The sequence below is a fragment of the Bacteroidota bacterium genome, from assembly GCA_037133915.1.
Taxonomy (GTDB): domain Bacteria; phylum Bacteroidota; class Bacteroidia; order Bacteroidales; family CAIWKO01; genus JBAXND01.
Genome location: JBAXND010000015.1, coordinates 25,571 through 46,045, shown reverse-complemented (window position 1 = coordinate 46,045; position 20,475 = coordinate 25,571). Strand labels below are relative to the sequence as shown.

Below are 20,475 nucleotides of genomic sequence, written 5' to 3'. Positions count from 1 at the left end.
CAAAGTTTAATATTGAAACAAATTTAATGATAAATATAATTAAAAATGCTTAAAGTTCCAAATTGGGAAATTTATTTTTATGCGGTAATGAAATTTGAATTGTGGGTTCTTGTAAAAATTCAAAGGCATGAATTCAATTTATAAAAAAGCATTTTTCATTTCAAATCTGAATTGTTTTTATGATGAAAAATTTAAGTTCACTTGTAAAAAAATATTTTTCCATCTCTCAAAAAAAACTTTTTTCAAAAAAAAACGATAAAAAATTCAGTTAAAAGTGCAAGAAAAAAATATTATTAAAAATGAAAAAATGAATTTTGTAAATAGAAATAATATTGCGAAAATAAAATCGGTAATATTTTTCATGAATTTCTGAAACTATTGAAAAATCAGTATGTGTGTGTGGTCATCTAAAAATAATATTAGTGATGTGTAAAAAAAAATATTGCATAAAAAGTTTGAAAATAATTTGCGAATGAATAATAAATCAGACGTTTATTAACAATGCACTGTGAATTACTCGTATTACCAATGTTACGCTATGCATTAATTATTAGGTAAGTTTGTTGCCTAACTATAAAATTTGAATTATGGTAACCAAAAAAGCTCCCGTTAAAAAAGCCGTGGCTAAAAAAGCCCCCGCAAAAAAAGTTGTTGCTAAAAAAGCAGTAGCAAAAAAAGCAGTAGCAAAAAAAGTTGTTGCTAAAAAAGTAGTAGCAAAAAAAGTTGTTGCTAAAAAAGTAGTAGCAAAAAAAGTTGTTGCTAAGAAAGTTGTTGCAAAAAAAGTAGTTGCTAAAAAAGCTGCTCCTGCAAAAAAAGTTGTTGCTAAGAAAGCTCCGGCCAAGAAAGTTGTTGCAAAGAAAAAATAATCTTGCCGGTTATTGGTGACTGGTGGCAATCTTACAGCCACGCAGTTTTGAAGCTTGCTGTTTTTGGAATAGCAAGCTTTATTTTTTGAATCCTATAGGCCTTCCGCCGGTTTGCTGCACTGTTTCTACAAATTTCACATCTTCTATAGTAAGTGTTTCCATCATGGCACGAGTGCGGAGTTCAGGGCTTATACCTGCCATTCGTAACTGTTGGTTACGTATAGCCTGACCGGCGAGATTTCTTATTGTCCTGGCATTACCGAAGTATTTATCTTTAGATGCGTGAAGCGATTCAAAGTAGTTTTTGAGATGTGCTTCTGTTTCACTATCGGCGGTCAGATTCTCGCTGCGAAGAATGGAAACCGCTATTTCAAAAAGTTCGGCGGGTGAGAAATCCGGGAAGTAGAATGTTTTATCGAATCTTGATTTTAATCCCGGGTTGGATTCAAGAAATTCGTGCATATTGTCTGGGTATCCTGCAACGATTACCGATAATTCTCCACGCATGTCTTCCATATTTTTCAGAAGTATTTCAATGGCTTCTCTCCCAAAATCGTTGCTGCCGCCTTCAGCCAGCGCGTAAGCTTCATCAATAAACAGCACGCCGCCTTGGGCATCGTCAATAAGCTGTTTTGTTTTAATGGCGGTTTGTCCTACATAACCTGCCACCAGACGCTCCCGGTCGGCTTCAACAACATGTCCGCGCTCAAGCAACCCAAGTGCTTTGTAGATGCGCGCAATGATGCGTGCCATTGTTGTTTTACCTGTTCCCGGATTTCCTGTAAAGACTGAATGCAGCGAAAAGCGGTTCAGAATATCTTTCCCTGTTTCGCGGTAATAGCGCACCAATTTTACCAGGTCATTCACCTCTTGCTTGATGGTATCCATGCCAACCAGATTTTTCAAATCGCTCATGGCTGCCGCAAGAAGTTCTTCATCGACTTTAAGATCGGGACGACGTTTTTGGTGAAGCGTAATTATTTTATCCATATCTTCAAACTCAATCGTAGAAAGAATTTCCGGAGCCAGGTCTTTGACATCTGTCCTGTTCATAAGCCGCATTCCGAGATTCATTTTTCCTTCGTCAACAACAGAAATTGCATAACGGGCGTTGCCGAAGGTGCGGTCACGGTTACGATACGCTTCTGTGATCAGTTTAAATAAATACTCCGATGCTGCGGCCGAGAAACTGATATGTTTTGATACAGCCGAAAGGTCAGCAATCTTCAGAAGTTCATCGGGCGTGTAATCATCAAAATGAAAATAGTAATTGAAGCGCGACTTCATTCCGGGATTCGATTCCAGAAAATGCTCCATTTCTTTGGGATATCCTGCAACCATGATGGCAATGTCTCCCGGACCGTCCGACATTTCTTTCAATAGTATCTCAATGGCTTCTTTCCCGAAATCTTTATCATCGTCGCCTTCGCGTGCCAGTGAATAAGCTTCATCAATAAATAAAATTCCACCGCGCGCATCATCGATTGCTTTTTTGACCTTGGGCGCCGTTTGTCCGATGAACTGTGCAATAAGATCGGCACGGTCAACTTCCATTACATGACCTTTGCTGAGCAGCCCCATTTTATTATATATCTTTCCCAGAAGCTTCACAACGGTTGTTTTGCCTGTTCCCGGATTACCCGTGAATACACTGTGCAGCGACAGTTTCTCGTTTTCTTCCGTGAGTCCTTTTTCCTTTCTGAGTTTTAAGAAATCGATATAACTGATGTGCTCCCTTATTTTCTTTTTTATATCAGAAAGACCGATGAGTTCATCAAGCTTTTTCATCAGGTCTTCGAGCGTTTCGGGTATTTGTTCCGGTTCTTTTGTTACCGGTGCTGAGATAAATGCCGCCAGATTACCCAGCTCCGGAACGCCTTCTTCAAATTCGCCGCCGACCTCGAAGGGCGCGGTGCAAATGAGCGTATCCATAAATACAATTTCGAGAAAATACTTATCATGCTGCCATGAGCCCGGATTCTGAGCGCCCCATCCCTCAGCGGTTGTATAGAGGGTTCCGCTGCTGTCGGGGTTTATATAAGCGTAAGAATTCATCGAAGCTTTCAGATGATGCGCGTCATCATAGATGTTGAAAAATACTTCAAAATTCCAGCCATCGGCAATCTTATTTTTCCATTTGAACTCAATCCAGATGTAAGGCGTTTCGTCCCTCTTGAATTTTTTCACATAGCGTCTGGTATTTTCGGCCGGAAGGTCAAATGGTCCGGGAAACAGTTTTACAGATTCAACATCAAAATACGGATTGACTTCAGGTGTTACCTGACCCGCATCTTCAATAAAAAATCGTTGACTGCCCACAAACTCGCCGTCTATGTAAGCTTCCCAGAGATATTCACCGCGTTGCCAGAAACGACCTGCTTCGGCATTTCCCCATCCGTCGTGAACAGAAACAATATTGTCTTCAATAGTTACCGGTCTTTTTGATTCTAACTTGCACAGCTCTGTTTTTTCAGTACCAAACACCTGAAAGGCTTTGAGACCTACGGTGGCCTCCCATGCACCTTCATCGAACAGTTTATTGAAGAACTGAAATTCTGCCCAGATGTAGGTTGTTTCCATACGGTCGAAAACCATACGGTATTTTTTTGTGGAATTTGCCATCCATTCTTCGGAGGCATATACCTTAAGACTTTTGAACTTGAAATTCTTGGCTGATTTATTATCGGTTTCTTCGTTTGAGCCCATGATTTGCAGGTTATTTTGAGATTCAGACTTACTCTTCGGCGAATATTTTCGTAAGTAAAAATAAGAGTTTTTGCTTTTCGTATACGATAAAATGATGTGATAATGCCATAAATCATGTTGTGAAAATCAACACGCTTACGACGTCCTGTTCTGAAAATTCAGATAATTTGAATGCATTTTTTACTGATAAAATGCCTGTTTCAGCATGGATAGGTGCGAATACAATGCACAAAGCGGTCTTTCCCGCTGAGGTCTTTGATAAGTTTGGCCGTCAGGCTGCCCGTAAGTTCGGCAAGTGCCATCGTTTCATTTCCCAGATATTCATTGATTTCAACCATAAGTACGCCTTGAGATAACAGATGTGATGCCGCAAAATCAAAAATAGCGCGGTAAAAAATAAGCGGGTCGTCATCAGAAACAAAAAGTGCCACAGAAGGCTCATGGTCAGTTACGTTGGGCTGCATCTGTTTTTTTTCCGATTCACGGACGTAAGGCGGATTGGAAACGATGATATCAAAATTGCCTAAGTCGGCCATGAGCTGTGTGTTCAGCATATCAATCCGTTCAAAGTTAACTGCAGCGTTGTTTTGTGTTGCATTTTCAACGGCTGTTTTCAGAGCATCAGAGGAAATGTCAATAGCCGTCACAGTGGAATTACTGATTGTCGATTTCAATGTTATTGCAATGCATCCGCTGCCGGTGCCTATATCAAGTATACGCAGGGGATTTACTGCGTTTGAAACTAATTTTTCTTTCAGGATTTGCGCAACGAGTTCTTCCGTTTCGGGACGCGGAATCAACACTGCAGGATTCACAAAAAAATTAAGTCCATAAAACTCACTTTTCCCGATGATGTACTGAATTGGGTGGTGCTGTTTCAGCAATTTCACGGCATCATACACCAGCAGCAACTCCGATTCACTGATGCACTCGTGTTTTTTGAATGCCAAATCGGTGCGATTCAGCCCGCAATATTCTTCAAAAAGGATGCGCGTAAGGCTTGCAGCTTCATCCGTTCCATAAATATCTGTCAACTCCTTTTTACAGAAATCAAGAACATCTGCAATAATGTTGGACGAAACTCTCATTTAATCAACCTGCTTTGCGAATAATTTGAAAATGTGACAATTTCGCAATTTAACATTCTTAGTTTTTAGTTTTATTCCACATAAAGCACTAATCCTTTCAGATATTGTCCTTCGGGATGATATGCATTAATAGGATGATCGGCCGGTTGCGAAAGCTGATGCATGATGCGCACGTTGCGTCCCGACAATATGGCTGCTGAAATAACGGTTGAGTTAAACAAATTGCGGTCAATCACCTGTGAACAGGAAAATGTAAACAGCATACCGCCGCTTTTTACAAGACGAAGTGCATCGGCATTCAGCCGTTTGTATCCCTGAATAGCATTATGCCGCGCTGCATTGTGTTTAGCGAATGCCGGTGGGTCGAGTATTACGATGTCGTATAGTTCCTTCGATTTTTCTATGAATTTTTGCGCATCGTCGGCAAACGAAATGTGCTTAGAACCGGCATAGCCGTTGAGTTCAATATTTTTTTCCGTAAGTTCAATGGCTTTTTTGGAACTGTCGACCGAATGTACCATTGTGGCGCCGGCATTGAGCGCATACACCGAAAAGCTTCCGGAATAGCAATATGTGTTCAGTATTTTTTTGTCCTTTGAGTACTTTGCCAACAGCGTACGATTGTCGCGCTGGTCAACAAAGAATCCTGTTTTTTGCCCGGTTTCCCAGTTAATAGCAAAATTATTTCCGTTCTCTGTAATAATTGTTTCCTCTTTAGCACCCAATAAATAACCGTCTTCAGAGTTTTCAGCGGCTTTCGCCGGAAGTGTTTCAGCACTTTTATAATAAACGGCCTTCAGTTTGTCGCCATAAATCTCTTTGAGCGCCTGCGCAATTTCGTTTTTTATGCGATGCATTCCTATCGAATGTGCCTGTATTACTGCTGTTCCGTTATAGAAATCCACAATCAGCCCGGGGAGACCGTCGCCTTCGCCGAACACCAGACGATAAGCATTTGTCTGTATATTATCGGTAAGTCCGATTTCGGTGCGATAATTATAGGCGCGCTGCAACTTCTCTTTCCAGAATTCGAAATTAATTTCTTTATGGGCGAAATCAAATAATCGCACTGTGATACTTCCGTCCTGAAAGTGCCCTGTGCCAAGATATTCACGCTTTGCCGAATACACTTCAACCACATCGCCGTCGGCAGGTTGTTCGGAAATTTCTTTTATGGCACCTGAGAAAATCCAGGGATGAAAACGTCTGACGGCCTCATCTTTTCCATGCCTGAGCACAACTTTTATCATTCTTCTGTTTTAATTATTTGACGCGAAATTACGAACAATAGTTCAGTAGCTTCCTGAGTTGCCTGATTTATTTTAAATCTGCAATGAAGTTAATCCTGACACAGTGTTCCGATTATTGCAGTTTTACCAGTTTTTGTGTAATTACATTGTTATTACGTATAATACGACAGAAATACAGCCCCGGAGCTGCAATTCCTTTGTCATCAATAGTTATTGCCATTTCAAATGGGCCATTTGTTGGATTGAAAGTATTAATTTCATTTGCAATTTTTCCATTGATATCGCGAATTTCGACATGGATTAAACCGGCTTCACAATTCTCAAAATATATTTTTGTTTTTTCTGTCAAAGGATTTGGTGCGATGACAATATTTCCCGCCAAGGCAATGTCATTATTCATTCCTTCCGGAAAATACGTGAACTGACTTTCGTCCGACCACTCACTCCATTTAATATTTTCATCGCGGTAACGAACGCGCCAGAAATAGTTGCTGTAGGGAATCAGGTTTGTACCTGGAATGTAAATACTTTCAAGATCAATGCCTGCGTTTAAATCAACTGCAGTAAAATCGGGCGAACCCGAATTTCCATAAATGTCATGCTTATCGCGAATGGTATCAACAATGGGTGAGCTCCAGTTACCTGATGTATCCGTAAGCTGAAATTGCGACGACATCAATGAATCGGCACCGCTGAATGCAGATGCTTCAAAAAATACAAATGGAGTTCCGCCCATTGTATTTACTGCAACAGGTTTTTGCGGAGGCGGCTGGTTTGCCCTGTAATGGAAGGTTTCAAGAGGAATATTGTTAAGCCGTTTATCGGGATTGCCCAGGCTGTAAGTAGTGGCGGTGTATGATTTCGCATCAATGTCGACATCCACAATTACGTAGCTGTAATGATCGTACATACTTTGAATTTCGGGGTAATCGGTTTGGTTGGGATACATTCCCCAGCGGTCGAGATAGGCGCCGCCACCGCCAATACACATGATTCGGAAATCCTGTGGCTGCCCGTGTTCCGACTTTATCACGCCGCGTTCATAGTTATGTGAATGGCCGTAACAGTTAAGCATTACTTTCGGAAAATTCACCAGCTCGGAATACACACCGCTGCCTGTCCACGCGGTATTGCCGTCGGGCCACATTTCTGAATGAAACGGATGATGATTGTATGTGAAAACAAAATCGGTAACTGTACTTGTATCGCTTTGTGCAAGCTTGTTGTGCAGCCAACTTTGCTGCAAACTATTCTGATACACCGGATTGGTGTTAAGTGCAATAAATTGGCAATTACCCAGACTGAACGAATAGTAGCGTTCTGCAAGCGGGTCAGGGTAGGAGTAATCGGAAACATCTTCATACTTCATGTATTGGTAATAATAATTGCTTCCTCCTTCATGATTTCCAATAGTAGTCATCGAAGGGATGGCATGTGTCAGATTTCCGAACGGATTGAAATATTCTTTTTCGTACAGGTCGGATTGCGTCCCATCGCCTGTGATATCGCCTACTCTCAGAAAAAAAGCGATAGAATCAATCCATGCTGTTCCATATAATTCTTTGAATTTTTCTTCAATTTCATTCGACTCTATTGCCGGCATATTTACATCAGATTGTGAGTCGCCCGTCATAACGAATCGCAGATGTTTCGCGTTACTGCCGGCAGCAAACGGAGTTCTGAATTCATACACCTGAGAAGTATCGCTTCCGCTGATACATCTGTAGAAATAATGCGTATCGGGATTTAAGCCGGTGAGTTTTACGGTGTGCCAGTTTTTCGTTCCTATAATTTCAAAACTGCCGGCGGTTGATGCACCCAGTTGAGCCGTAGTTCCATACTCAACTATTGTTGATGTTGTCTGTGCCGAATGCCAGCTCACATATATTGAAGTCGGCGTCGGTGTTTGAAGATAGGCGTTGATACCTTCAGCCCACGAGCTCAGATTATGGCCGAATCCACCCAGCGAATCAATGGTGGTAGCAGGGAGGCTTCTGTTAAAAATGGCAACCTGTGCGATATCAATAACATGATCTTCGCCATCGTTATCGGCAAACAGCAAGACCTCATTCAAACCGCCTGCCGGGTTCAGCGAAAACCTTCCGTCGGCTGTTTGCGCGCCACCGTTCATCAACAGTTTTCCATCGAGGTAATAGTCGAAATGGTTGCCAAGGTCGGCTGAAATAACCATGCGGTACCATTCGCCGGCCTTGAGCACATAAGAACTATAACCTGTAACTCCAACGCCAATATTTCCGGCAGGGTTAATAAAAACTTCGCCGTCGTTTGAAACGTTGTTGGTAGAATCAGTTTGGAAAAAAGTGCGCCACATTCCAAATTGATTTATCCTGAAATCAATGAGCAGGGTGTACCGGTTTACTTTAGTGGGGCTTCCGCTACCGTTTGCCGGGATGTTGTGGATGCAGTGAAAAAAGCTGCCGACGCCCAGGCGGATTGCTTTATCTGTTGTCGATGGTCCTGCAATGGGTATACTGAATCCGACAGGTATAAGGTCGGTTCCGGAAGTTGCATGACACGGATTGTTGATGCTGTCAAATGTCCAGCGTCCGCTAAGTCCGGATGGCCATATAACCTGGCTGCTTGCACCTGAAACCAGCATGAAAACCGCAGCAGACAAAAAAAGTATTTTTCTAAGCATAATTGCGAAATTTCGTTGTTGAAAAATGAAGGTTAATATTCTGTAATAGCATATATTTTAGTGCTTTGTAAATCAGTGATTAATGATTGGATTTAACATTTCTTAACATTAACATTTCTGCAAAGTAAATCGTATTAAACTACTTTTGTGTCCCTGAAATCAAAACCATCTAATTATGAGGAAATTCCAAATTTACACATTCTTTATTTCTGTTGCATTATTGACATCAGTTTTATCCGGCAATTTTGCTTTTGCGCAATGTCCGGGATGTCAGGTAAACATGACATGTACTGTCAGTCCGGCGCAACCCAAAATTTGTCCTGATGTTATGCCTTCGGGTACGGCCATGCAGCCATACAGCGAAGATATTTCTTTCTATCTTCCTGCAAATTTTGATGATCCGGGTTCAGGGTATAATGTTGACCTCGACCAGCTCGATGTTTTGAGTGTTGTTGGACTGCCTTATGGATTAAGTTTCCAGACAAGTGCTTCTCCGAGCAATATTTATTATCCGACCAGCAATCCTCCGGCTTCCGAGCACGGATGTGCAAAAATATGCGGAACGCCTATTGCTGCCGGACAGTACACCATCACTGTATTTGTTTTAGCACATGTAACTGTAACCAGTCTGGGGATTTCTCAAACATCAAACAGCTCGTTCAGCATTCCGCTGACAATACTTCCGGGAACATCTGCAAATGCTGGTTTTACCATTTCAAACCCCTCGGGCTGTGCACCTATGAATACAAATTTTACTACAAATTATATAAGTAACAGCAATCCCGGATTTCATTATACATGGACATTTGGAAACGGAAATCAAAGCACACTGGAAACACCACCCACGCAGTATTATCCGAGTGCCGGAAATTACATTGTACATTTGAATACCGTTGTTGATACTATTGGTTATTTCCTGAGCGGAATAACTGTAAACGCTGCAACCGGTTGTGATGATGCGCCCTGGTCGGCACCTGACTATTATTTTGTACTCAGAGAAAATGGTACACTTGTTTATACTTCGGCTTATGTTGATAATACGGATCCACCTGTTAGCTTTTCTTTCGCACCTTTCCCTATGAACAATACAACATACAGTATCAATATCTGGGATTATGATACCGGCTTACAGGGTGGCGATGATGATTGCGGCACGATTTCATTTAACGGATGGGATACAGGAACGCATACGTTGCAAAGCGGCAATTTGATTGTTACCTACACTATTGATCATCCTGTTATTACGCTCGACGATTATGATACCATAAAAGTATATGCAACGCCTATAGTTTCGCAGATTGCCTACCAGCCTGCCGATACAGTTTGTAACGGTTCATCCGTATTACTTTCAGTTAATACAAGCGGCGCCGATTTCTACCAGTGGTACAAAGACACAACTGCCATTCTCAACGCTGTTGACTCTTTCTATTTTGCCACAACAACCGGAAAATATTATGTGGAAGCTTCAAACATCCACGGATGCCGCACCAATTCAAATATCAAAAAAGTTACTGTACTTCCGAATCCGCCAAAGCCTACCTTCTGGATTATCGGTAACACACTTAATACAAACGTGACCGGTTATAATCTGCAGTGGTATTATGAAGATTCATTGATTGCAGGAGCAACGGGAATGACGTACGATTTTACACAATCAGGAAATTATTTTCTTGTTTCATCTAATTTCTTTGGATGCGGTACCAGCTCAGATACCATTAATGTAACCTATGATAATTCCGGTATGCCCGAAAATCAAAGTGTAACTTCATTTAAAGTTTATCCGAATCCGTCAAGCGGACGATTCACAGTTGCTTTCGACGCTGTGATGCCTGGTAATATTAAAGTTATGGTTACCGATCTTTTGGGTAGAGAAATATTTGTTGAAGATATGGGATTTATGAGTGGTCCGGTGAACAAGGAAATTGATCTCAGTTCATTTTCAAAAAGCATTTATCTTGTGAAATTAACTACAGAGAATGGTGACCTGATGTCTAAGATTATCATCCGATAAGAATTGTTTATTACCTGTTTATATTAAAGAGAGAGCCGGCATTTTAGCCGGCTCTCTCTTTCTAACATTTTATTGACTGTTCTTTCAACTTTTAGCGATAGAGTGTCAGGCTTCCTGCGTATTGCCTTTCAAATTCAGGCTTTTCCGTCACTGTCATCAGCCATGAATAAACACCGTCTGCTGCTGTCTCTGATCCGTTGAAAGAAGTTCCGTTCCATCCCTGATCAGGATTGTTTGTATAGAATACCTGTGCTCCCCAGCGGTCATAAACTATGAATTCATATTTTACGAGTACGCTTTTGTCTCTCCAAATAGGACCGAATTCCTCGTTTGTTCCATCTGCATTTGGCGTAAACGCGTTAGGGATGAAGTAAAGCGAAGGCAATTCGATTTGGATAACCTGAACTGCGGTATCGGTGCAATTGTAAGCATCTTTTACTGCAAGTGTAACATTGAATTTACCTGCACCCAAAAAGGTGTGTTCAACAGCTGTTACGCCTGAAGTGGATGTTTTATCACCAAAATCCCAATTCCAGCTTGTAGCACCAATTGACTTATCATTGAAATCAAAAGTTTTGGATTCGATATCATCACTCAACATGGTGGTTTCAAAATCGGCTACGGGTCCTGGAGCAGTTGCAATAACAATGCTTTCGGTTGAATAGCATATTCCGTTATAAACGCTTACATTATAAACTCCGGCGCCAAGGTTAGAAATGTATGGTCCGCTTACACCGTTTTCCCAGAGGTAATCAACCGCACCTGTCAGCATAGCGGCACCGTCGTGCTGTCCGCAATGCTCGTCGCTTATCGTCGATAGTATTGTGGCAGTTGGCAGCATGCTAATTGTTACGTTATCGGTTGCCGAACCGCAGACGTTACTTGCCTGTACAGTGTATGTAGTTTGTGTGGACGGAGCAACGGTTATTGTTTTACCCGATTGTCCTGTGCTCCACAAATAAGCATTTGCATTATGACCAATAGCTGTAAGTTGTACTGCCGATCCGGGGCAAATAGTTGTATCGCTGCCGGCATCAACAGTAGGGAAGGTGCTTACTGCAACAGTTACATCATCGGTTGCAATGCCGCAGTTTCCCGGTCCGGTAACCGTAACAACATAGGTAGTGGTTGTAGTGGGCGTTACATTATTGCATGTACCTGAAGCCCCATTGCTCCACTGGTAGGTTGAGCCAGCTGGCCCTGAAGCTACCAATGCAACTGTTGTTCCCTGACAAACTGAAACATCGGCTCCGGCATTTGCCCATGCGCTTCCATAAGTAAATACTGTGACCTGATCGATAGCGCTTCCGCAACCGGCACTGTCGGTAACTGTTACCGAATATGTTGTTGTTGTGAGCGGTGATACATTCGTCGAAATACCTGTTCCGCCATTGCTCCAAAGGTAGGTATACCCTGGCTGACCGATTGCAGTAAGCGTTATAGGAGTCCCCGGACATGTGGTAGTATCGTGACCTGCATTTGCAACAGGAGGCTGATTCACATATACAAGCACATAGTCAGTTGCAATGCCACAAACGTTAGAAACTGAAACTACGTATGTGTATGTTGCTGTGGGTGTAACGGTGGTCTGGGCTGTAGTGTCACCTGTGCTCCATGCATACGTTGACCCGGGAAGCCCTGTTGCAGTTAAGGTAGCTGATCCGCCTGTACATATCGAATGGTCAGGTCCTGCTTCAGCAGTGGTTATGGAATTGTTTAATATTGTAATCGTATCAACAAGGAAGCAATGGTCGGCATACGTAACCTCTACCCAGTATTTGCCTGTCGATGTAACGGTGTAAGTAGGGTTAGTGCTGCCATCTTGCCATTCAAATGAAACTGCGCCTACAAATCCGTTCGTATTCAAAACAAGGCTGTCGCCCGGGCAGATATAGGCGGTATCGGGTAAACCAAACACATAGCCGGGAGCTACACCAAACACCCATCCGGTGTTGTTAGAAACGTTTACACTATTATTGCCTGCATAAAAAGATGCTCCTGAAGCAAACTGATCGCGCATTTCAACGTACGCTGCTGAAACCATGCCGCCATTTTTATACATCTTTGACTGAACACCCTGTACCGTCGATTTCAGAGTTATAGGATAGCAACCATTGCCAAACATATAAAGTTTACTAATAATGGTTTGGGTTTTTGTAGCTTCCAGCGTATAAGTTTTGGCAGGGTAGAACATCAGGGTGTCAAACGTGTTATTCCCTGTAATCTTGCCGTTACTGTTAAATACCACTTTGTTGAAACTGATGGTAATGTTGGGATCAGAAAGTTCTGATGTGCCTGATGTATCTGCAAAAACAACATCATGAAAAGCAATACTTCCGCTGCCGTTATTCGACATGCCGCCATTGGGGCGGGGTAAGGTAATGTGCGAATTGCTTCCGCTGAATGTAAGTCCGGTAACAGAAACATTCCATGAACCCGGGGCGTTTCCTTTAATAATTATATCTGACGCGTTCATGTTGATGTTGCGTGTACCTGCAATACTTGAAATAAAATTGTTACAAATCAAATTGTGACCGTTTGTATTGAAAGTGCCTTTAACCATATTGACGGCTTTCAAATCTTCAAAATTATCGAGCATTGTCCAGCCGCCACCTGCGCCACATAAGAAAACATTATTTTTAATTACCTTTCCGCATGTTGTAATTGTTTTTCCGGTGCTCAGCGCTTCGAAATAAAATACGCCACCATAGTTCATCGTCATATTGGGCGATAATGTCAGAGAACCGAAAATTTTCAGGCTGCTGCATGAGCTTCCTTTCCATTCTGGAGTGTACTGTACACCTGTCCAGGTCATATTATTGCAGAATATTACTTCGCAGGTAACCTCTGTATATTGACCTGTGGTTCCGTATGAGTGAAGATCAAAAAATACATTATCAAAAGGTGTAGGCACACAAGCACCCGGTGTGCCACCGCTGGTATAAGCCCAGTGGCTGCTTTCGTTCCAGTTACCTGTACCACCCACCCAATAGAGGTCATGCGCCGGAGGAGACGTGAAGTTCCAACCACTATTATTTGAAAGATTTATGGATGTATTAGCGTTAAATACGGCACCGCCTGTTGCATTAATGTCCTGAAGCAGCAGGTAAGAAAGATTCAGTGTGCCTGATGATTTAAGAAACGTTGCCTGCATTCCCAGCGAATTGGTATACATGTAAGTATAATGTTCGCAAGTGCCGGCAGTAGTCATTGAATTGAGTATTGTTTGAGTTTTGTTGGCACTTAAAATGTAGAGAAATCCCTCAAGGTCGAGATGGTCATAAATATTATTTCCTCCGATAGACGAGTTATATCCAACCATCATTGAATGAAATTTGCCAGTAATGTTTAAGCTCGAAAGGCTTGTCATACCTGAATGTTCAGTAAAATTCACATCATTAAATACAATGGTATCACCTGTTGTATTTGACATACCTGCAGCACCGCTGATAAAATTTATTACCGAGGTGCCACACTGAAAATCAAGATTCGTCGCATTGAACGCCCATGCATTTGATGAAGCACCAATGATATCTATTTCCGATGCGCCAAGTATCAGTTGTCTTTGGTTTGTGTAAGTTGAATTGAAGGAAGAACATTTCACAGTTTTGCTGTTGGTGTTAATACTGCCTGCAATAAAGCACAAGGTGCTGTTTCCGGTGTTAAATTCGTCCAACAGTTTCCATCCGCCATTAGCCTGGCAAAAGGTTACATTATTCTTGAATATCTGACCTGCTGACGTAATTGTGCGACCGGTGGTTGATGATACAAAATATACGAGCCCTTTATAATCAAGAGTCATATTCGGGGAAAAAGTAAGTGAGCCATAAATATTCAGTGAACTCAAAGGAATACCTTTTAGTTCAGGAGTGTTCAATACACCTGTCCATGTCATACTCTGGCAAAAAACATTGGTGCTCGAAATGTTTACAGATTGGCTCGGAATTGTGAAAGAATTTGCATCAAAAAATACATTATCATAAGGAGAAGGAACACAAGCACCGCCTGCTCCACCGCTGGTATACGACCAGTGTGCCGGGTTGTCCCAGGTACCACTATTGCCGACCCAATAAAGGTTGAGAGGTGTCGATGCATTAATGGTCCAGCCTGTATTGTTGCCGAGGTCTACAGAGTTATTTGCTGTAAATGATGATCCTGTTGCAACAATATCCTTAAGTAAAACATAATTAACAACCAGTGGGCTACCGGTTTTATGAATAGTTGCTGTAATACTATCAGTGGTTGAGCGAATAACGGTTGATTGAGTACATGCACCGGCGGTAATCAGAGAGCCTGTGATAGTCTGAGTTTTGCCTTCCTGAAGCTGGTAGATACTCTTTAACAAAGATATATTTACGAACGTATTGTTGCCATAGATTTTACCATTTGATTTTATAACAACACTTGCAAATGTTGCATTGGCTGTTGTGCCGGTACTGATAAGAGCAGTTCCTGTGGAGTCGTTGAAGTTTACAAAATTGTAATTGAGTGTGCCTCCATTTGTGCTTATTTGTGCATTCGCCGAAAGAAAATTGAAGGTGGAGTTTGCGCCGCTGAACGTAAAGTTTACGGCATTTCCATAAAAACTGCCTCTTAAGTTGAGGATTGATGTACCTAAAATAAGTGAACGCAAGTCCGCACCCTGAGAATAAATAGTTCCACAGTTGATAGTTTTATTGTTAGTATTAAAAGTGCCATTCAGAAGATAAATTGATTTATTGGTCATGTTTAGGTCATCTGCTAATGTCCATTGACCTCCAATTCCACAAAAGGTAATATTGTTTTTAAAGACCTGCCCTGAAGTTGTAATAATATTTCCGGCGGTAGTACTTTCAAAATTTATTGCTCCCAAATAATCAAACACCATATTGCTGATAAGAGTCATTGAACCGAACACCCGAAAAATGTATCCATTAATATTGGTGAATTTTGGTTTGTAGAGTGCGCCTGTCCAATCAATATTTCTGGCAGTGTAATTTCCCGCGTTCACTGTTACCACTTGATTGGTATCATAAAATGAGTTCGCATCAAAATATACATCGTCGAATGCTGTAGGAACCTGTAGGTGGTTAATATTGCCCCCGGACGTGGTTACCCAATGGTTTATATCCGACCAGTTTCCTGTTCCACCAACCCAATAGTAGTTTGTGGCCGAAAGTTCACTTCTGCCGATGAGCATCAACAATAGAACTACAATGAGCCGAAAGCATTGCTGGACGCCGCTGCCAGAGAATGTACGGGAAGTCATGTTTTCAGTGTTTTTGAGATTCATGGTCGTATATTGAGTGTTATTATCTTTGATTCGTTTATGGATAAAGCAAAATTACGATAAGACGAACGGCGATTTCAAGGGTATAAACTAGCATATATGACTAGTCAAAAGCCGTGATTATTTATAGGTCATTTGTACTATGGTGCCGTGGTATTTTTCACCTGGATGAAAAAAAACAAAAGGCAGAAAGCGTTTGCTCTCTGCCTGTCTGCCAAACCTAAACCCATGAGAAAAAATTAGTCGTTGTTCGCTTTTTTAGTATTTACAGTTGTTTGAAAGTTCATGGTGAATGCTTGTGTAATCTTTCTATCTTCCTTTAATGTATGCTCTTTTTTGTTAATCTCTGATGTCTGCATATGTGAAACAACCGGTTGCGCTGCTGCAAAATTTACTGCAAATAATATTTTATAAATCAATCCTGTTCTTTGGGCAATCGGGTTTCGTGACAATCGATGCAGAAATCTTTTTGCTGCTTTCATTGAAATAACGTGCGTTAATTATTGTTACTTGGTTTCATATTCGTCAGCCAGAAATGATTCTATGCTGGCGTGCTCAAGCAAGTATTTCGCATTGATTCGGCGCGTTACCTGTCCGGTGGTTTTTGCTGAATTTTTCTTATTGGTGAAATTGTTACCAAATGACCGAGTAGGGTTCTCCTTCTCAAACTGATCGAACTGATAATCATCTATGCAGCTATAACGTCCAAGGTATTTACCATCGATACGCGATTTAGACTTCTTTGCCTTTTTTTCATTCTTTGCTTCTTTTTTATCACCGTCAGTGGTACCATTATCTTTTCCTTTAATCCCACCGTCTGAAATAAATCCTAAGTATGGGTTGTCATTTGCTGTGTTTTGAAGGTTGTCATTATACTGTTTAAGCTGATCTTCCTGAAATTCTATTTCGCGAACAACAATCTTTGGAGCATAAAGTTCACCCAGATATTCTGTTCTTGATGAGGTCTGTTTGTTTTCTGTTTCATACATTATATATGACAGACCATCTGCGCCCATCGCAACTTTATATTCGGTTGAAAGAATCATCCGGTCTTCTGCAATAAGGTCAAATGCATTAATCCCGGCGCTTAAATCATAAGCGCTGTATTGCTTTGTATAGCTGTTTTCGGCATTGATGCCATCAGGTTGCGAAAAAGTGTTGAAGGCAAAAACAAGTGCAAATGCAATCACCAGTGTAACGGAAGAACTGCTGAATTTGCCGTTGTGCGTGGGTTTTGTGTTAATGTTTTTCATCGTGTTAGCTGTTGTAGTAGTGGAGTATTCTGTGGATATAAAGAACTCTGCTACAAAATTACAACGAACAGCGATGCTGCTTCAAGGGGTATATGTCCTGTTTCAATAGGACTTTTTTCCCGTATAAATTTCAGGTTTTTTGACTTGCGAAAATATCAGAAGTATTCGTTGACAAACCTAAATACCCCGATAATGCTCGGGTTTTATGAACAAAATAATAAGCATGACCTTTCTGAATCACATTGGAATGTCAGATGTCTGAGGAGTGTACATTGCTTTTTGAACCGGAGTTTTTGTTTCCTTATTCAAATAGTTCTACCAGGTAATAACAACTTTGCCGACACCTGTATTTACATCGGCCGTTGTGCCATTCGGTGCTGTTGTTCCGGCATAATACGATGAGCCGCCCGAACCGGTACCGTTCACCGATGCAGTGCCGCCGCCATAATATCCTCCACCGCCACCTCCGCACATGTATCCTGTATTGCTTTGAGAACCGCCCTGACCAAATGAGCCACCTGTAGTGCCTCCGGCAGATTGCGTTCCGCCCGTAGTAATCTGCCTGCTCTGACCCGATAAGCCACCTCCGTAACCACCGTTATCTGCATAAGAGCCTCCGTAAGCGCCGCCGCCGCCTCCTGCCACAAGCACTCTGTCTGTTAAGGCCGTTCCTCCAACACGCACATCGCTGCCGCCACCACCGCCACCACCTGTCGAAACACCCGTGCCTCCTCCGTTCCAGCCACCGGCCATAAAAACATTACTGGTGGAAGATCCATCCTGACCATCTCCGCCCACATACACATAAAGTGTTTGACCAGGAGTTACCGTTAACGTTCCGTAGGCATAGCCTCCGCGACCACCGGTATAACCGCTTCCGTTATTATCTCCGCCTTGTCCGCCCCAGGCTTCCAATGTAACAGAAGTTATACACGCAGGTACGGTAAATGATTGCTGTGCGCCTGTGTAATTAAATGTTTGTGTACCATGCACAATTCCGCATGAAGTAACAGAAATAGTATTTGTAGTGGTTGTAGATGTGCATCCGTTTTGTGTTACAACCAGCGAAATATTGTAAGTGCCCGATACAGCCCACTGAACCACCGGATTCTGAACCGTACTGTTTGAAGGTGTTCCGCTTTAGAAAGTCCATGAATAAGAGGCACCCGAAACACCCGGAGTAAAAGTCACGTTTGAGTTTAGGCCGGTGGTCGTTGGATTAAAAGTGAATGCCGACGATGGCGTTTGATTTACAGTTATACTTGTTGTACCGGCTGTGCTGGTGCATCCGCTTATTGACGCAGTTACACTGTAGGTCCCTGTATTTGCAGTAGATGAATTTGGTATTTTGGGATTTTGAAGCGCAGAAGAAAAACCATTCGGACCGGTCCAGTTATAAGTAACATTCGGAATGAAAGAGGCTGTGAGTTTAATGGTATCGCCTGAGCAAACCGGACTATTGTTTCCGGCTATAGGCGCCGATGGCGGAATGCAGGTGCCGCACCATTGATACCATATATTATTATGATAATAGTTCATACAGCCGGTAGTTGTATTAAAAATAATCAGCCCGTCGGCCGGACTGTTAATGGCATTGCGCTGAGCTTCTGACATGCGTGGTAATAAAGCGCCCTGCGAAGTGCTGCTTACATCAAGTATCGCTGATGGATCTGCAGCAGTGCCGGTGGTGTTTATAGATGTTCCTTGCGGGAATGCCACAGTGGCTGCAAGTATAAAAATAACCAGGGGGAGAACTTTTAAAAATTTCATATTAAAATGATTTTTTCGTTCTTAATTCTTCACTATTAATTACCATGTTATGGTCACAAATCCGTTGCCTGTGTTGTAATCAGCCGTGTTTGACTGGCTCAGTCCGATATTATAAGAGCCGCCACCGCCTGCCGAATTATTGGTGCCGCCACCGCCGCCACCCGAATAGCCGCCACCGCCGCCACCGGCATTTCCAACACCATTGGTTGCTGAACCACCGCCACCTCCAAGACCGAAAGTGCCGGCAACATTACCGTTATCACCGGTTGAACCGTTGCTTCCTGCATTCCATCCTTTGCCTCCTCTACCATTCGGATACGAAAAATTGTTCCCGCCATTGGCGCCACCGCATCCTCCTGCTCCGGCATCTCCACCGATACCATTTAAGCCACAGTTGGCTGTAGTTGCACCAAGTCCACCGGACGTCTGTAAGTCGGCGCCGCCACCACCACCGGCAATTATCATCAGGGTTCCGTTGTTATGCACACCCGATCCGCCGCCTCCGGAACCTGTTGACGGGCTGTCAATACCTTTCTGACCAACAACAATAGTAAGTGTCTGACCGCCTGTTACGGGAAATTTGCCGGTCATTTTCGCACCTTTGCCGCCGAGTTTTGAACTTCCATTTCCGCCCTGAGCACCATAAGCCTCTATCGTTACAGTGTCAATGCAGCTGGGAATGGTGAAGGTTTGGATACCTCCGGTATAGGAAAATGTTTGACTGCTGTGAGTGCAGTTTGTAACTATAAAAGTAACGCTTGTGTTTGATGAACAGCCATTCTGATTTACCGTAAGGCTGATGTTATAACTTCCAGTAGCCGACCATTGCACAACAGGGTTCTGAGCCGTACTTGTTGCAGGAGTTCCATTCTGAAATGTCCATGTATAACCTGCTCCGATTACAGTTGGGCTAAAAGTTACATTTTGGTTGATAACGCCTTGTGCCGGGCTTGCGGTAAACGTCGAAACGGGCCGCTGATTTACCGTGGCTGTTGTTGTGGCAAAAGGGCTTGAACAATTGTTTACCGTTGCAGTTACGGAGTATGCACCACTATTGACAACTGCTGCGTTAATCAGAATCGGATTTTGTTGTGTCGATGTAAACCCATTTGGTCCGCTCCAGCTGTATGTTGCATTTGAAATATTGGTAGCTGTGAGCTTCAGCGTATCGCCGGAGCATACGGGGCTATTACTTGAAGCCACCGGAGCATTCGGGGGAATACAATTGCCACACAATTCAAACCATCCGCCATTCTTAAACAAATTAATGCATTTTGATGAAGTGTTAAATATCATCAGCCCTTCAGCAGGATTTACAATCGCATTGCGCTCATTATCGGTCATACGTGAAATCAACACGCCCTTGCTTGAGCTATTGGCATCAAAAATTGCCGATGGATCGGGCGCAGCACCGGTGGTATTTACGGCAGTGCCTTGCGAATATCCGGATAACGTTATTATTATGAAAAAAAAGGATAGCAATGTTTTTTGAAATTTCATACAAAGAAGTATTTACTATTAGCATGAGTTTAGCGCAACAAATTTGTAAAAAAAAAGCCGTGCGGTCGCTCCATTTAAACTAATTCTTAGTTTTTAGTTCTTA

12 protein-coding genes are annotated in these 20,475 nt (G+C 42.4%); 2 read left to right on the top strand and 10 right to left on the bottom strand.

Features of this window, described 5'->3' with window-relative positions; genetic code table 11:
• Window positions 1-587 precede the first annotated feature (587 nt).
• Window positions 588-866, top strand: coding sequence for a histone H1-like repetitive region-containing protein (locus WCM76_06990; protein MEI6765371.1), 279 nt, complete (start codon window positions 588-590; stop codon window positions 864-866).
• A gap of 78 nt (window positions 867-944) precedes the next feature.
• On the opposite strand, the gene WCM76_06985 is transcribed toward WCM76_06990, so the two are convergent.
• The 4 genes from WCM76_06985 to WCM76_06970 form a co-directional block, all read right to left on the bottom strand.
• Window positions 945-3,572: an AAA family ATPase gene (locus WCM76_06985; protein MEI6765370.1), complete on the bottom strand. Its 2,628-nt coding sequence runs from the start codon at window positions 3,570-3,572 to the stop codon at window positions 945-947.
• A 200-nt stretch (window positions 3,573-3,772) separates the two neighbouring features.
• Window positions 3,773-4,660: a peptide chain release factor N(5)-glutamine methyltransferase gene (prmC, locus tag WCM76_06980; protein MEI6765369.1), complete on the bottom strand. Its 888-nt coding sequence runs from the start codon at window positions 4,658-4,660 to the stop codon at window positions 3,773-3,775.
• Window positions 4,661-4,731: 71 nt separating this feature from the next.
• Window positions 4,732-5,910, bottom strand: a complete 1,179-nt coding sequence (locus tag WCM76_06975; GenBank protein ID MEI6765368.1) for a class I SAM-dependent rRNA methyltransferase — start codon at window positions 5,908-5,910, stop codon at window positions 4,732-4,734.
• Window positions 5,911-6,022: 112 nt separating this feature from the next.
• Window positions 6,023-8,569 (bottom strand): fibronectin type III domain-containing protein, encoded by a 2,547-nt coding sequence (locus tag WCM76_06970; GenBank protein MEI6765367.1) that lies wholly within the window; start codon window positions 8,567-8,569, stop codon window positions 6,023-6,025.
• Between the two features lie 175 nt (window positions 8,570-8,744).
• Here WCM76_06970 and WCM76_06965 point away from each other — a divergent pair, with 175 nt between their 5' ends.
• Window positions 8,745-10,580: a T9SS type A sorting domain-containing protein gene (locus tag WCM76_06965; GenBank protein ID MEI6765366.1), complete on the top strand. Its 1,836-nt coding sequence runs from the start codon at window positions 8,745-8,747 to the stop codon at window positions 10,578-10,580.
• 91 nt (window positions 10,581-10,671) lie between these two features.
• Here WCM76_06965 and WCM76_06960 read toward each other — a convergent pair whose 3' ends face one another.
• The 6 genes from WCM76_06960 to WCM76_06935 form a co-directional block, all read right to left on the bottom strand.
• Window positions 10,672-15,828 carry a gliding motility-associated C-terminal domain-containing protein gene (locus WCM76_06960; protein MEI6765365.1) on the bottom strand — a complete coding sequence of 1,719 codons (5,157 nt, stop codon included), beginning with the start codon at window positions 15,826-15,828 and terminating at the stop codon, window positions 10,672-10,674.
• Between the two features lie 260 nt (window positions 15,829-16,088).
• The gene (locus tag WCM76_06955; protein ID MEI6765364.1) at window positions 16,089-16,331 is read right to left on the bottom strand and encodes a hypothetical protein; all 243 of its coding nucleotides are present in this window, start codon (window positions 16,329-16,331) and stop codon (window positions 16,089-16,091) included.
• A 24-nt stretch (window positions 16,332-16,355) separates the two neighbouring features.
• A complete protein-coding gene (locus WCM76_06950) occupies window positions 16,356-17,102 on the bottom strand; it encodes a hypothetical protein (GenBank protein ID MEI6765363.1) in 747 nt (248 codons plus the stop codon).
• A gap of 315 nt (window positions 17,103-17,417) precedes the next feature.
• Window positions 17,418-18,206, bottom strand: coding sequence for a glycine-rich protein (locus WCM76_06945; protein ID MEI6765362.1), 789 nt, complete (start codon window positions 18,204-18,206; stop codon window positions 17,418-17,420).
• Between the two features lie 36 nt (window positions 18,207-18,242).
• Window positions 18,243-18,872 (bottom strand): hypothetical protein, encoded by a 630-nt coding sequence (locus WCM76_06940; protein MEI6765361.1) that lies wholly within the window; start codon window positions 18,870-18,872, stop codon window positions 18,243-18,245.
• 39 nt (window positions 18,873-18,911) lie between these two features.
• On the bottom strand, window positions 18,912-20,372 hold the full coding sequence (locus tag WCM76_06935) for a PKD domain-containing protein (GenBank protein MEI6765360.1): 1,461 nt from the start codon (window positions 20,370-20,372) through the stop codon (window positions 18,912-18,914).
• Between the last annotated feature and the right edge of the window lie 103 nt (window positions 20,373-20,475).

Coding starts and splice junctions, on each gene's coding strand:
- WCM76_06970 (MEI6765367.1), bottom strand. CDS start 8,569: ATGCTTAGAAAAATACTTTTTTTGTCTGCTGCGGTTTTCATGCTGGTT.
- WCM76_06990 (MEI6765371.1), top strand. CDS start 588: ATGGTAACCAAAAAAGCTCCCGTTAAAAAAGCCGTGGCTAAAAAAGCC.
- WCM76_06960 (MEI6765365.1), bottom strand. CDS start 15,828: ATGACTTCCCGTACATTCTCTGGCAGCGGCGTCCAGCAATGCTTTCGG.
- WCM76_06950 (MEI6765363.1), bottom strand. CDS start 17,102: ATGAAAAACATTAACACAAAACCCACGCACAACGGCAAATTCAGCAGT.
- WCM76_06985 (MEI6765370.1), bottom strand. CDS start 3,572: ATGGGCTCAAACGAAGAAACCGATAATAAATCAGCCAAGAATTTCAAG.
- WCM76_06935 (MEI6765360.1), bottom strand. CDS start 20,372: ATGAAATTTCAAAAAACATTGCTATCCTTTTTTTTCATAATAATAACG.
- WCM76_06975 (MEI6765368.1), bottom strand. CDS start 5,910: ATGATAAAAGTTGTGCTCAGGCATGGAAAAGATGAGGCCGTCAGACGT.
- WCM76_06940 (MEI6765361.1), bottom strand. CDS start 18,872: ATGAAATTTTTAAAAGTTCTCCCCCTGGTTATTTTTATACTTGCAGCC.
- WCM76_06965 (MEI6765366.1), top strand. CDS start 8,745: ATGAGGAAATTCCAAATTTACACATTCTTTATTTCTGTTGCATTATTG.
- prmC (MEI6765369.1), bottom strand. CDS start 4,660: ATGAGAGTTTCGTCCAACATTATTGCAGATGTTCTTGATTTCTGTAAA.
- WCM76_06955 (MEI6765364.1), bottom strand. CDS start 16,331: ATGAAAGCAGCAAAAAGATTTCTGCATCGATTGTCACGAAACCCGATT.